Source organism: Pseudomonas sp. JE3303, from assembly GCF_056312565.1.
The window spans coordinates 201357-215700 of the sequence record NZ_JBWGIF010000014.1 but is presented as its reverse complement, the minus strand read 5'-3'; the positions used below and the strand labels follow the sequence as shown (position 1 = coordinate 215700).

Below are 14344 nucleotides of genomic sequence, written 5' to 3'. Positions count from 1 at the left end.
TGACGAGGCTTACCGTGGACCTGCAAAGCATCATTGCCAGACTCTTCGCCAACGCCCATGGCGTTGGTATCGAAGGCGTATTCCAATTCGTCTTCGGGCCCGACCGCATTATCTGGTCCGAAGTCGGCGCCACCAGCCGCACGGGAACAGGCCTGCATGCCGCGCCGGACGTGACCATCGAAGTGGTCGAAGGCGACTTTCTCGGCATCATGGGCGGCACGGCCAATGTCGAAGAGCTGTTCGCCAGCGCGCGCCTGAAGATCACCGGCAACATGGGCCTGGCCACGCTGCTGCCGCAGATCATCAACAGGGCCCGCCAGGGCACGGCGGCCGCCAAGGTGGCCATGAACCAGCGCTACGCTACCCCCACGCGCATCAGCGAACGGGTCTCGGCGGCGCAGCCCCCGATGGTGAGCGTCGAGCGCATCCCGCGCGCGCAGATGAGCCGGGAGCGTTTTCGCGATCACTACCTGTCAAAGGGCACGCCAGTGATCCTCAGCGATGCCCTGCAGGACTGGCCGCTGTTCACCATGGGCCGCGAAGCCTCCCTTGCCCACTTCGCCGAGCTGCAAGGCATCACCCGGCACGGCGACTATGTAGCGAAAACGTTCTCTACCGACCGTGATTTTCGCTCCACCTCGATGGCCGACTTCATCGCTTCGCTGGATGAACCGGCCAGCGCCGGGACGGGGGCGCCACCGGCTTATATGGGCAACAACATCGTCCCGGAGAAACTGCTGGAGCTGATCCGATTCCCGGACTATTTCGAGCGCTCGCGTTTCATTGCGCCGCGTATCTGGATCGGCCCCAGGGGCACCCTGACGCCGTTGCACCGTGACGATACCGACAATTTGTTCGCGCAGGTGTGGGGGCAGAAGTCGTTCATCCTGGCGGCGCCGCACCACCGGCCTGTTCTGGGAACCTGGTCGACCTCGCCAAAGGGCGGGCTCGACGGTTGTGATTTCAATCCCGATGCGCCGGATTACCAGCGGTATCCCGGCGCGCGGTCGGTGGGTTTCCTGCGGGTCGTCCTGGAGGCCGGGGACCTGCTGTTCCTGCCCGAGGGGTGGTTCCATCAGGTGGAGTCGGTGAGCACGTCGTTGTCGGTCAATTTCTGGGTAAATTCGGGGCGGGGGTGGTGAGCCTGCAGTTTCATCATGCAGGCGGCCCGCCCCCCGGTCCCGATCTGGCTAGAGCCCCTCCAGCTCGGCCATCAGGTCCCCCAGCCGGTCCACCTTTTCCTCATTCAGCACACTCCCGCGCAACCCCTCCACATAGACCCCCAGCTCTTGCACCGTACTGCACTCGAACATCGCCCGCAGCGGCACGTTCAACTCCAGCCGCTTCTGCACCCGCGATGCGATCTGGGTGGCCAGCAAGGAATGACCTCCAAGCTCGAAGAAGTTATCGCGTACCCCTACCCGCTCGACGCCAAGCACCTCAGCCCAGATCCCGCTGAGGGTCTGTTCGAGCTCATTGCGCGGCGCAAGGTACGCCTCGCTCTGCTGGCCCCCGATTTCAACCACCGGCAACGCCTTGCGGTCCAGCTTGCCGTTGGCGTTGTGCGGCAGCTGCGCCAGCCATGACCAGTGCAACGGCACCATGTATTCCGGGAGCTGAGCCCGCAGACGCTGCCTGACCCGGTCAAGCAGGTCGGCGCTGGCCGCCACACCTTCATGGGCGACCAGACAGCCCACCAGATAGGTGCCGTTGGCGCCATCCTGCACGCCCACGGCCGCATCCCGCAGCTCGGGCTGCTCGTGAAGGCGCGCTTCGATCTCGCCAAGCTCGATACGGTAGCCGCGGATCTTCACCTGATGATCGATACGACCGACGTATTCAAGCACGCCGTCGGGCCGGCGCCGTGCCAGGTCGCCGGTGCGGTACAGGCGCTCGCCCAGGGCACCGTGAGGATGGGGGATGAAGGCCTGCGCCGTGCGCACCGGGTCCTCGACATAACCCCGGCCAACGCCGGTCCCCGCGACACACAACTCACCCACCGCGCCCAGCGGCACCAGAGTCTGCTCTTCGCCCAGCAGGTACAACCGGTTGTTGTCGGTCGGCGTGCCGATCGGCAGGTAGCTGCCCTCGGTCGAGGCGGCATCGACGCGGAAGAAGGCCACGTCATCCGAACACTCCGCAGGCCCGTAGGCATTGACCAGGCCAATCGCAGGGTAGCGCTGCAGCCACTGCGCGGCCAGCTCGGGCGGCATGGCCTCGCCGGTCGGCAGCATCCAGCGCAGGCCGTCGAGGGCTTGATGCTCGTTGGCGAGCATGCCCTGGATCAGCGATGGCACGCTTTCGAGCACGGTGATGCCAGTGGCCTGTACATGCTCCAGCAATCCCTGCGGATCATGGGCGATGGCGTTGGGCACTATCTCCAGCCGGGCTCCGAACAGGGGCGCGGCGAGGAACTGCCAGACGGAGATATCGAAACTCTGCGAAGCGGTCTGGGCGATCACGTCGCGCTCGTCCAGCGCCAGATACGGCACCTTGCTCAACTGGTTGTTGAGCATGCCGCGCTGCTCGACCATCACGCCCTTCGGCATCCCGGTAGAGCCTGAGGTGTAGATCACATAGGCGAGGTTGTCGGGGGCGCTGTGGATGCCAGGGTCATGGCTGGCCACCATGCTGCCCTGGACATCTTCCCAGACCAGCAGCCTGGGACGCGCTACACCGGCCACCTCGTCGAGCAACTGCCGCGCCTGCTCGGCATGGGCGGCGGTGCAGACCAGTACTGGCGTGCGGCTCAGCTCGACGATGCGTTGCAGGCGGGCAGGTGGCAGGCCAGGGTCCAGCGGCAGGTAGCCCGCACCGGCCTTGAAGCTGCCGACGATCATGCCCAGCAGCGGCAGTCCGCGCTCGGCCAGCAGCGCAACCGGCTGGTCGATGCCCACGCCAGCGGCGACCAGGGCATGGCCCAGGCGGTTGGCCGCCAGGTTCAGACCGGCATAGTCGAAGCAAGCGTCCAGGCAGCGGGCGACGGTGCGCTCAGGGTGCGCGGCGACCCGCGCCTCGAACAGCTCGACGTAGCTTTGCTCCAGGCTGTACGCATGCTCGGTGCGGTTGCATTCTTCGAGCAGGAAACGCTGCTCGTCGGCACCCAGCAGCGGCAGTGACTCCACCTCGGCGTCAAAGCCCTCGACCAGCGCCATCAGCAGGCGCTTGAACTCGGCCAACAGGCGCTCGACGGTCGGGTAGTCGAAGTAGCGCTGGTCGAACGACAGATGCAGGCCCAGCTCATCGCCCGGGTAGCACACGGCGGTCAGCGGGAAATTGGTGTGGGTACGGCCCGAATCGGAGCTGGCGTTGAGGTGCTGGGCATGGTCGAGCACGGCGGTTTCCACCGGGGCGTTCTCGAACACGAACAGGCTGTCGAACAGCGGCTGGCCCTTGGGCAGCTCGCTGCGCTCCTGGATCGCCACCAGCGGCAGGTACTCGTACTCGCGCAGTTCCATGTTGCGTTCCAGCAGGCCTTGCAGCCACTGGCGCACACTCTGCCGCTGGCCTGGCCGAGGCAGCTGCACGCGCAAGGCAACGCTGTTGATGAACAGGCCAACAGTGCGCTGCATCTGCGGCATGCTCACCGGACGCCCGGCAACGGTGACGCCGAAGACCACGTCGCGCTCGCCGCTGTAGCGGGCCAGGACCAGCGCCCAGGCTGCCTGGGCAAAGGTGTTCACAGTCAGCTGGTGGGCTTGCGCCAGCTCGCGCAGCCGCGCCCCTTGGGCAACCTCCAGCCGGGTATGGCAGTCGCCGACGATCATGCCGTCTCCCGCATGGTCATGGCGCAGCGGCCGGTCGCTGGGCAGCGCCGTGGCACGCTCGAAGCCGGCCAGGTTGGCCTGCCACCACTGGCGCGCTTCGCCCAGGTCCTGGTGTTGCAGCCAGCCGATATAGTCGCGGTAGCGCGGCGGCACCGGCAGCTGGGCCTGGCGGCTATCGCCCAGGGCCTGGTAGATCTCGAAGAAGTCATTCATCAGCAGCGATCGGCACCAGGCATCGATGAGGATGTGGTGGTTGCTCATCATGAACCAGTAGCGTTCATCGGCCACGCGCACCAGCCGCAGGTGGAAGGGCGCCTGCACCAGCAGCTCGAAACCGGCCTCGCGCTCCTGCTTGTGCAGGGCCTGCAGGCGGCCTTCCTGGACAGCCTCGTCGAGGCCGCGCCAATCCTGGTAGTCCACGGGCGTCTTGCCCGGCTTGTGGATGATCTGCAGCATCGCCTCGCCGGCGTTCCAGCTGAACGACGCTCGCAGGGCCTCATGCCGGGCCACCACCGCCTGCCAAGCCTGGGCGAAACGCCGCGGGTCCAGCGCGCTGTTGATCCGGTAGCGGTCCTGCATGTAGTAGATGCCGGTGCCCGGTTCCAGCAAGGTGTGCAAGAGCATGCCTTCCTGCATGGGGGTCAGCGGGTAGACGTCGTCGATCTCGGCTGCCGGGACCGGCAAGCTGTCGATCTGGCCCTGGCTCAGGTGTGCCAGGGGGAAGTCCGACGGCGTGAAGCTGCCATTGCCTTCGGCCAGGCAATGGGCGACCAGCGCCAGCAGCTCATCGCGGTAGGCGTTGGCCAGCTCGGCGATGGTGCGTTCTTCATAGCGCTCGGTGCTGAAGGTCCAGCGCAGTTGCAGGGCACCGCCGTAGACCTGGCCATCCACGCTCAGCCAGTTGGGCAGCGGCGCTTCCGGGTCATGGGCCAGGCCCGCCGGTGCATCCAGCGGCTGGAACAGCGCGGCATCGTCGAACTGCTGGTCGAACTGGCCCAGGTAGTTGAAGGTGATCCGCGCCTGGGGCAGCGCGGCCATGGACTCGCGCACGGGCTCGTCGGCCAGGTAGCGCAGCACGCCGTGGCCGATGCCCTTGTGCGGCACCTGGCGCAGCTGTTCCTTGATGCGCTTGATGGAACCTGCACGCGCCAGGTCGTCCTCCCCCGCCTCAGGGCTCAGGGCCAACGGATAGGCATTGGTGAACCAGCCGACGCTGCGGGTCAGGTCGATATCCTCGAACAGTGCTTCCCGGCCGTGGCCCTCCAGTTGCACCAGTACCTCCTTGTCACCGCTCCAGCGGCACAAGATCCGAGCAAGGGCGGTCAACAGCAGGTCGTTGACCTGGGTGTGGTAGGCGGCCGGCGCCTGTTGCAGCAATTGCCGGGTCTGCTCCACATCCAGGCCGATGGCCAGGGTGCTGGCATGGCGGTTGAGGTTGCCGCCTTGCGGGTGGTCGCAGGGCAGCTCATGGCCCACGCTTCCCAGTTGGTCCTGCCACCAGTCCTGCTCGTCGCGCAGTGAATCGCTGCCGGCGTAGGTGGCCAGGCGCGCTGCCCAGTCGCCCAACGTGTGGGTCTTGGCGGGCAGCGGTTCTCCACGGTACAGCGCCTGCAGGTCTTCGAGCAGCACGCGCCAGGACACGCCGTCGACCACCAGGTGATGGATCGCCAGCAACAGCCGTTGCGCACCCTGCCCGTCGCTGACCAGCAAGGCGCGCAGCAGCGGTCCCTGCTGCAGGTCGAGGCTGCGTTGCACGTCGGTGTAGAGCGCCTGGCAATCCTCGAAGCTGGCCACGATGGCGGTCCACAGCAGTGCCTGCGCCGCTGGCTGGGCGTACTCGCCCTGCCAGCGGCCGATCACGTCGGTGAAGCGCAGGCGCAGGCTGTCGTGATGCTCAAGCAATGCCGCCAGCGCCTGCTCCAGGGTTTCCGCCAGCAGCGGCTGGCGGACCTGCAGCAGCACAGCCTGGTTCCAGTGCTGGCGCTCGACCACGTCGCTGTCGAAGAACCAGTGCTGGATTGGCGTCAACGCGGTCTCGCCCTGCCGTGCACCCTGTTCGATATCGCTCGGCGCCTCGCTGTGCCGGACCACCGCCGCCAGGGTCTGGATGGTCTGGTGCTGGAACAGGTCGCGCGGGGTGAACTGCAACCCCAGCTGGCGCGCGCGGCTGACCACCTGGATCGACAGGATCGAATCGCCGCCCAGTTCGAAGAAGTTGTCCTGCACCCCTACGCGGGCCACGTTGAGCACTTCGCCCCAGACGTGCGCCAATTGCGTTTCGAGCTCGCTGGCCGGTGCGTGGTAGTGCTGCTGCGCCTGCTCGAGGTCCGGCGCTGGCAGGGCGCGACGATCGAGCTTGCCGTTGCCCGTCAGCGGCAGCTGGTCGAGCAGCACCAGGTGCACAGGCACCATGTAGTCCGGCAGGTGACGGCGGGCATGCGCCTTCACCCCCTCGCGCAGGCTGGCCTGGGCCTGGGCATCGGCGTTCGCCTGGGCGCAGACCAGGTAGCCGGCCAGTTGCCTGCCTCCTGGCAGGTCAAGTGCCAGGACCACGGCCTCGTCGACATCGGCATGTTCCTGCAGGCGGCTTTCGATCTCGCCCAGTTCGATGCGGAAACCGCGGATCTTCACTTGCTGGTCGGCGCGACCCAGATATTCCACCAACCCGTCGACACGCAGGCGTACCAGGTCGCCGGTGCGGTACAGGCGACCGCCGTCCTGGCTGAAGGGGTCAGCGACAAAGCGCTCGGCCGACAGCCCCGGGCGGTCGTGGTAACCCTGGGCCAGGCCTGCGCCACCGACATACAGCTCACCCGTGCCACCCTGGGGCAACAGCGCCAGGTTTTCATCGAGGATGTACGCGGTGCGGGCGCCGATCATCCGGCCGATCGGCACGCTGCCAGCATCGGCAGGCAGGCTGTCGGGCGCCAGGCAGGCCAGGGGCATGACCACGGTTTCGGTGGGGCCGTAGGCATTGAAGAACTGCTGGGGTGCGAACGCCTGGCGGATGCGCTGCAGGTGCTCGCCCGTCAGCGCCTCACCCCCGGTAATGACCAGCCGCACCGGCAACCGCTCGGCGACACTGGCCAGGTACTGGGCCAGCTGGCTGCCATAGCTCGGGGTGAAGCCCAGGACGTTCACCTGCTGCTCGCGCACCAGCTGGCAGATGTCCTCGGCACCCCACTGGCCCTGGGCGCGGATGACCACGCGCGCACCGCACAGCAGCGGCGCCAGCAGGCGCTCGGTGGCGGCGTCGAAGTTGATCGAATAGAAGTGCAGCTCGCAGTCGTCGCTGCGCATGCCAAAGGCGGCGATCACTGCCTGGCAGTGCATGGCGATCTCGCCATGGCTGACCATCACGCCCTTGGGCTTGCCGGTGGAGCCGGAGGTGTAGATCAGGTACGCCTGGTGCTGCGGGAGGGTCAGGTCGTCCAGCGCGGTATCGCCATAGGCGGACAACGACGTCATGTCGTCCTCGAGGCTCCAGCGCGACACGCCTGCGGGCAGCTGGCCCAGGCTTTCGAACAGGGCGCGCTGGCCCAGGAGCAGGCCGATGCGACTGTCTGCGATCATGTAGTGCAGGCGGTCGAGCGGGTATTCCGGATCAAGCGGCACGTAGGCGCCACCGGCCTTGAGGATCGCCAGCAGGCCGACCACCATGTCCAGTGAGCGCTCAAGCGCCAGCCCCACCCGTACCTGCGGGCCCACGCCGCGCTCGCGCAGGGCGCGGGCCAGGCGGTTGGCCTGCTGGTCCAGCTCGGCGTAGGTCAGGTGCTGGCCAGCGCAGGTCAGCGCGCGGGCATCCGGCGTGCGGCGAACCTGCGCAGCGAAGAGGCCGTGGAGCGTGTGGTCGAGTTCGAAATCCTGCTCGCCCTGAAGCTGGCCCGACAGCACCTGCTGCTCGGCCGCCGCCAGCATCGGCAGCTCGGCCAGGCGCTGCTGGGGATTGTCCAGCAGGCCCAGCAACAGTTGCTGCCAGTGCTCGGCCATGCGCGCGATGCGTGGTTCGTCGAACAGGTCGCGGCTGTAGGTCAGGCAGCAGCCCAGGCGGCCATCCAGGTCGGTGACTTCCAGGTAGAGGTCGAACTTGGTCGCGCTGGCGTCGTTGACCAGGTAGTCCACCTGCATGCCGGCAAGTTCGCGGCTCTGCTGGAAGGCCCAGCGCTGGACGTTGCACATCACCTGGAACAACGGGTTGTAGGCGCTGCTGCGCGGTGGCTGCAGGGCCTCGACCAGCTGGTCGAACGGCAGGTCCTGGTGCGACTGGCCCTCGATGACGCGCTGGCGCACCTGCTCGAGCAACTGCGTCGCACTCATCTGCCCGTCCAGTTCGCAGCGCAGCACCTGGGTGTTGAGGAAGGCGCCGATCAGCCCTTCGCTCTCGGGGCGGATGCGGTTGGCCATGGGCACGCCGATACGCAGGTCGTGCTGGCCGCTGTGGCGGTAGAGCAGCGCGGCCAGGGTGGCAGTCATGGTCATGAACAGGGTCAGGCCACGTTCGCTGTTGAACTGGCGCACGCGGGCGGCCACCTCGGGGGCCAGGTCGAAGCGATAGAGCTCGCCGCGATGGCTCTGCACCGGCGGGCGTGGGCGATCTCCAGGCAGTTCGAGCACCGGGTGCTCGTTGCCCAGGCGTGCTTGCCAGTAGTCGAGCTGGCGCTGGCGTTCGCCGCCTTCGAGCCACTGGCGCTGCCAGACGCTGTAGTCCAGATATTGCACCGGCAGTGGTTGCAGCGGCGAGTCGCGCTCATCGACGAAGGCTTCGTACAGCTCGCCCAGCTCGCGGGCAAAGATGTCCATGGCCCAGCCTTCCGTGACGATGTGGTGCAGGGTCAGCACGAAGTAGTGCTCGCGCTCGCCGGTCTTGACCAGGCAGGCGCGCAGCAGCGGGCCGCGCTCCAGGTCGAACGGCTGGTGCGCCTGGTCATCGGCGAGCACCTTTAGCCGTTGCTCGCGGTGCTCGGCGGTACCCCCGGTGAAGTCGAACCAGTGCATCTGCAGCGGGCTGTCTGCGGCCACGCACTGGCATGCCACGCCATCGATGCTCGGGAAGGTGGTGCGCAGGGTTTCATGGCGCACGACCAGGGCGTGCAAGGCACGCTCGAAGGCGTCGACATGCAAGGTGCCGCGCAGCCGCGCCATGCCGCCCACGTTGTAGGCGGGACTGTGCGGCTCCATCTGCCAGAGGATCCACATGCGCTGCTGCGAATAGGACAGCGGTACGTTCTGGGCACGGTCGACCCGGGCGATCTCGCCTTGCAGGTCATGCTCTCCGGCCAGGCGCTTGCGCTCGACTTCGGCGCAGAACGCCCCCAGCTCGCTGGACTCGAACAGTGCCTTGAGCGGCAGCTCGACATCGCAGGCCTGGCGGGTGCGCGAGACGATCTGCGTGGCCAGCAACGAGTGGCCGCCCAGGGCGAAGAAGTCATCCTGCAGGCTCACCCGCGCAAGCCCCAGCACTTCGCGCCAGATCGCCGCGACCTTTTGCTCCAGGGTGGTCCGCGGCTCGACGTGCTCGCGCTGTTGCCACACGGGCGCGGGCAGCGCCTTGCGGTCGACCTTGCCGCTCGGCCCCAGTGGCAGTTGCGCCAGGTGAATGAGCTGCGCCGGCACCATGTAGGCCGGCAGGCGTTGGGCCAGCGCGGCCCGCAGCGCCTCCGTCTGCCCGGTGCCGCTGTAGTAGCCGACCAGCTGGGCGCCGATGCGGTCCTGGTGGATGAGTACCACCGCCTGCTCCACACCGGCCTGGGTCAGCAGGCATGCCTGGACCTCCTCGGGCTCGACGCGGAAACCGCGCACCTTCACTTGCTGGTCAAGCCGCCCGAGATACTCCAGCGCGCCCTGCCCTACCCGCCAGCGGGCACGGTCGCCGCTGCGGTACAGCCGTTCGCCATTGCCATCGGGCCGGGGCACGAAGCGTTCGGCGGTCAGGCCTGGCCGGCCGAGATAACCCCGGGCCAGGCCCGCGCCGCCCAGGCACAGCTCACCGGCGATGCCCGGCGCGCTCAGTTCCAACTGGTCATCGAGTACGCGGCACAGCACGTTGCCCAGCGGACGGCCGATTGGCGAGCGATCGCCATCCTCGGCGCGGCAGTGCCAGTGAGTGACGTTGATGGCGGTTTCGGTCGGGCCGTAACGGTTGTGCAACTGCACCTGCGGCAATACCTGCAAGGTCCTGTCACGCAGGCTGGCCGACAGCGCCTCGCCGCCGGAGAACAGCCGGCGGAGCTGGGTGCAGCCCACCGCCAGCGGCTCTTGAACGAACGCTTGCAGCAGCGGCGGCACGAAGTGCAGCGTGGTCACGCCGTGCTCGCGCGCCAGCTCGGCGATACGCCGGGGATCGCGGTGCTCGCCAGGACCTGCGAGCACCAGCTTGCAACCGGTGACCAGCGGCCAGAAACACTCCCATACCGAGACGTCGAAGCTGATCGGCGCCTTCTGCATCAGCACGTCGGTGTCATCCAGTGCGTAGGTGGCCTGCATCCACTGCAAGCGCTCGGCCAATGCCGCGTGGGTGTTGCCCACGCCCTTGGGCTGGCCGGTCGAACCGGAGGTGTAGATCACGTAGGCCAGGTTGTCGCCTTCCAGGTGCAGGCCCGGCGCGTGGCCTGGCCAGTTGTCCAGGTGCAGCTGGTCCAGGGCGATGGTGCTGATGCCGGCCACCTGGGGCAGGTGATCGAGCAGGCCGCTGTGGCTCAGCAGCAGGCTGGCCTTGCAGTCATCGAGCATGTAGGCCAGGCGCTCGGCCGGGTAGTCCACATCCAGCGGCACATAGGCGCCGCCTGCCTTGAGGATGGCCAGCAGGCCGACCAGCAATTGCGGTGAACGCTCCACGGCGATGGCCACACGGGCGTCGGGGCCCACGCCCTTGTCGCGCAGGTAGTGGGCCAGGCGATTGGCCTGCTGGTGCAGGGTGGCATAGTCGAGGCTGCCGCCTTCCCAGGCCAGCGCCGTGCGGTCCGGAGTTTGCCGGGCCTGCTCGTTCAACTGCTCGACCACCCACCGGCGCGCTGCGGGTGCCGGGGCCTGGCCCCACTCCAGCAGTTGCGCACGGGCCTGTTCATCGAGCAGGCGCACCTCGCCCACTGCCAGCCGTGGCTCGGCGCAAACCTGCTCAAGCAGAGCCAGCAGGTGATCCGCCAGGCGCTTGATGGTCGTCAGCTCGAACAGTTCGCACGCGTAGTCGAAGGCCAGGCTCAGGCGGCCCAGGTGATCTTCCTCGCTGTGCAGCTGCAGGTCGAACTTGGCCTCGGGGCTGTGCCAGGGCAGCTCTTCGGCAAGCAGGCCCGGCAGGCGGCGCAGGGCCGAGAGGTCACGTTGCTGGTGGTTGAACATGACCTGGAAAAGGCCATGCTCGCGGGCCTGGGGCAACGCTTCGAGCAGCTGTTCGAACGGCAGGTCCTGGTGTGCCTGGGCTTGCAACGTGGCGTCGCGCACCTGGACGAGCAGCTGCTCGAACGGCAGGCGCGCATCGAGCTGCGCCCGCAGCACCTGGGTGTTGATGAAGAAGCCGACCATGCCCTGGGTTTCCAGGCGCGGGCGGTTGGCATTGGGCACCCCGACGCGGATGTCGCCCTGGCCGGTGTAGCGGTGAAGCAGGCCCTGCCAGGCGGCCAGCAGGACCATGAACAGGCTGGCCTGGTGATCGCGGGCCAGGCGCTTGAGCGATTCGGCGAGGGGGGCCGGCACCTTGACACTCAGGCGCGCGGCGCGGTCCTGCCGTTGGCTCGAGCGCGGGTGATCGGTGCTCAGGTCCAGTACGGGTGACTCATCACCCAGTTGCTGTTTCCAATACTCCAGCTGGCGTGCCGCCTCGCCCTTGCCCAGCCATTGGCGTTGCCAGGTGCCGTAGTCGGCATAACCCAGCGGCAAGGCCGCCAGTGTCGCCTGCTGACCTTGGCAGCGCGCGGCATAAAGGCGGGCGAACTCATCGAGCAGGATGTTCAGCGACCAGCCATCGGCGACGATGTGGTGCAGGGTTACCCAGAGCTGGTGATGTTCATCGCCCAGGCGGGCAAGGGTCACGCGCAGCAGCGGGCCCTGGGTGAGGTCGAACGGCTGCTGGGCCTGTGTCTCGCGGTGCGCCGCGACGTCGCTGGCGTCCAGCCCTTCGAGGTCGACGCGATGGAGGACGAACCGTTGCTCCGGCAGGACGCGTTGCAGGGCCTGGCCTTCGACCTCGCTGAACAAGGTGCGCAGCGATTCATGCCGTGCGACGAGGGCCTGGAAGCTCGCTTCGAGCGCCGCTTCGTCGAGTTCGCCGCGCAGGTGCAGGCCGGCGGGAATGTTGTAGGCAGCGGACTGTGGTTCCAGTTGCCACAGCAGCCACAGGCGGTTCTGCGCCAGCGACTGTGGCAACGCCTGGCCACGGCCGAGCGTGTCGATGGGCCCGTTGCCCGGTCGGCCCTCGGCAAGGAGAGCGGCCACGGCCGCGCTGTAGTCGGCGAGCACCGGCGCCTCGAACAGGGTGCGCAGGCTGAGGGGGATGTCCAGCTCATCGGCCAGGCGCGCGGTGACCTGGGCCGCGGCAATGGAGTTGCCGCCCAGCAGCAGGAAGTGGTCGTCCGGCGCAACAGCCTCGACCTTGAGCAGCTCGCGCCAGGCCGAGGCGATGCGCGCTTGCAGTTCGTCCACCGTGGTGGCTGGCTGTGCAGTGGCCTGCATGGCCGGGAAGCGTGCGTAGCAATCCAGGCTGCCATCGTCGAGGCGCAGGCGGCAGGCCGAGCGCTGCAGCTTGCCGCTGGAGGTCTTGGGCAAGGCGCCCGGGTTGAGCAGCAGCACCACGGCCGGGGCCTGGCGGCAGGCATCGGCGATCACCTGGCGCAGCGTCTTGATCAGCGCCTGCGCATCGTGCGCCTTTTGCATGTTGCGGCTGATTTCCACGGCGACGCCGATCCCCTCCTCGCCTTGGTCGTCTACCGCGAACACCGCCACGCGGCCCTTGCGCAGGACATCGACCTCGCGCTCCAGGGTCCTTTCCAGGTCCTGCGGGTAAAGGTTCTGGCCACGGACGATCAGCATGTCCTTCAGGCGCCCGGTGACGAACACCTCACCCTCCCGCATGAAGCCCAGGTCGCCCGTGCGCAGCCAGGTCTGGCCGTCCATCTCGACGAAGGTGCGCGCCGTGGCCTCGGGGTTGCGCCAGTAGCCCAGGGCGATACTCGGGCCGCCGGCCCAGATTTCACCGACCCGGTTGTCGGCGAGCACCTCGCGGCGTTGCGGGTCGACGATACGGACCGCGTGGCCCGGCTGCGGATAGCCGCAGCTCATCAGCACGCTGCCATCGCCTGGCTCGGCACGGTTGCTGGCGAGCGCCTCGGCGTCCAGCTCCAGTGAGGGAATCCCCTCGCCACGGCGGCTGCCGCTGACGAACAGGGTTGCCTCCGCCAGGCCGTAGCTGGCGAAGTAGCTCTGTGCGGTGAAGCCTGTTGGCGCGAACTTGTCGGCGAACGCCTGCAGGCTGTCCTGCCGGATCGGCTCGGAGCCGGAATAGGCCACGCGCCAGCGGCTCAGGTCGAGCCCTGCCAGCGCCGCGTCGCTGACCCGCTCGCTGCACAAGCGGTAGGCGAAGTCCGGACCGCCGCTGATGGTGCCGCCGTAGTCGCTGATTGCCTGCAGCCAGCGCAGCGGCCGGGCCAGGAAGTACCCTGGGGACATCAGTACACAGGGCACGCCGCTGAAGATCGGCTGCAACAGCCCGCCGATCAAGCCCATGTCGTGATACAGCGGCAGCCAGCTGACGATGACGTCGTCCGGGTTCACGTCGATGCCAAAGCCCTGGCGGATCAGGCGCTCGTTGGCGACCAGGTTGCCATGGCTGACCTGCACGCCCTTGGGCAAGGCCGTGGAGCCGGAGGTGTATTGCAGGAACGCGATGTCTTCGGCGGCCAGCACGGGCGGCTGCCAGGCACTGGCCTCGGCAAGATCGAGCGAGTCGACTGCCATCAGCGCCGGTGCGTCGGTGGCAGACAAGGCATCAAGACCCATCAGACCCTCGCGCAGCGCATCCACAGTCAACAGCAGGCGCGGCTGGGCGTCGTCGATGATCGACAGCAGGCGCTCCTGATGATGCTGGCGTGCGGACTCCGGCGGATAGGCCGGCACCGCGATCACGCCCGCATACAGGCATCCGAAAAAGGCGGCGACGTAGTCAGGCCCGCTGGGGAACAGCAGCACAGCACGCTCCCCGAATCCGGCATGCGCCTGCAAGGCCGCGGCGATGGTCCGCGCGCGCAGGTCCAGATCCCGGTAACTGAGCACGGCCTGCTCACGCGGGTCGTCTGCCAGAAAGCGCAGGGCGATCTTGTCCGGGGTCTGCGTGGCGCGCTGGGCCAGCGCCTGGACCAGCGAGAGCGGGAGTTCGAAGGCGTCCGTCATGGGGTGTTCCTGCCAATGTCTGGGTGAGCCGGGCCGAGGCAGGTCTCAGCTTGCAGGTAGCAAGAACGAGCGCCTGGCATGCGGCCGGGGGATGTACTCAGAGGAACGGATCTGGCGGAAAAATAATTAGGTGGGAGCCCACAGGCCTGGAGTTGCGCGGGGAACACGACCCCGAGGTGGTAGCAGAACGCCGGCATTAT

2 protein-coding genes are annotated in these 14344 nt (G+C 67.6%); one reads left to right on the top strand and one right to left on the bottom strand.

Annotated features, from left to right (window positions below):
• Window positions 1–14: 14 nt before the first annotated feature.
• Window positions 15–1142, top strand: coding sequence for a cupin-like domain-containing protein (locus AC0ZZU_RS20395; RefSeq protein WP_476343092.1), 1128 nt, complete (start codon window positions 15–17; stop codon window positions 1140–1142).
• A gap of 48 nt (window positions 1143–1190) precedes the next feature.
• Here the strand turns inward: AC0ZZU_RS20395 and AC0ZZU_RS20390 are convergent, their stop codons facing one another.
• Window positions 1191–14144 carry a non-ribosomal peptide synthetase gene (locus AC0ZZU_RS20390; protein ID WP_476343090.1) on the bottom strand — a complete coding sequence of 4318 codons (12954 nt, stop codon included), beginning with the start codon at window positions 14142–14144 and terminating at the stop codon, window positions 1191–1193.
• Window positions 14145–14344 lie beyond the last annotated feature (200 nt).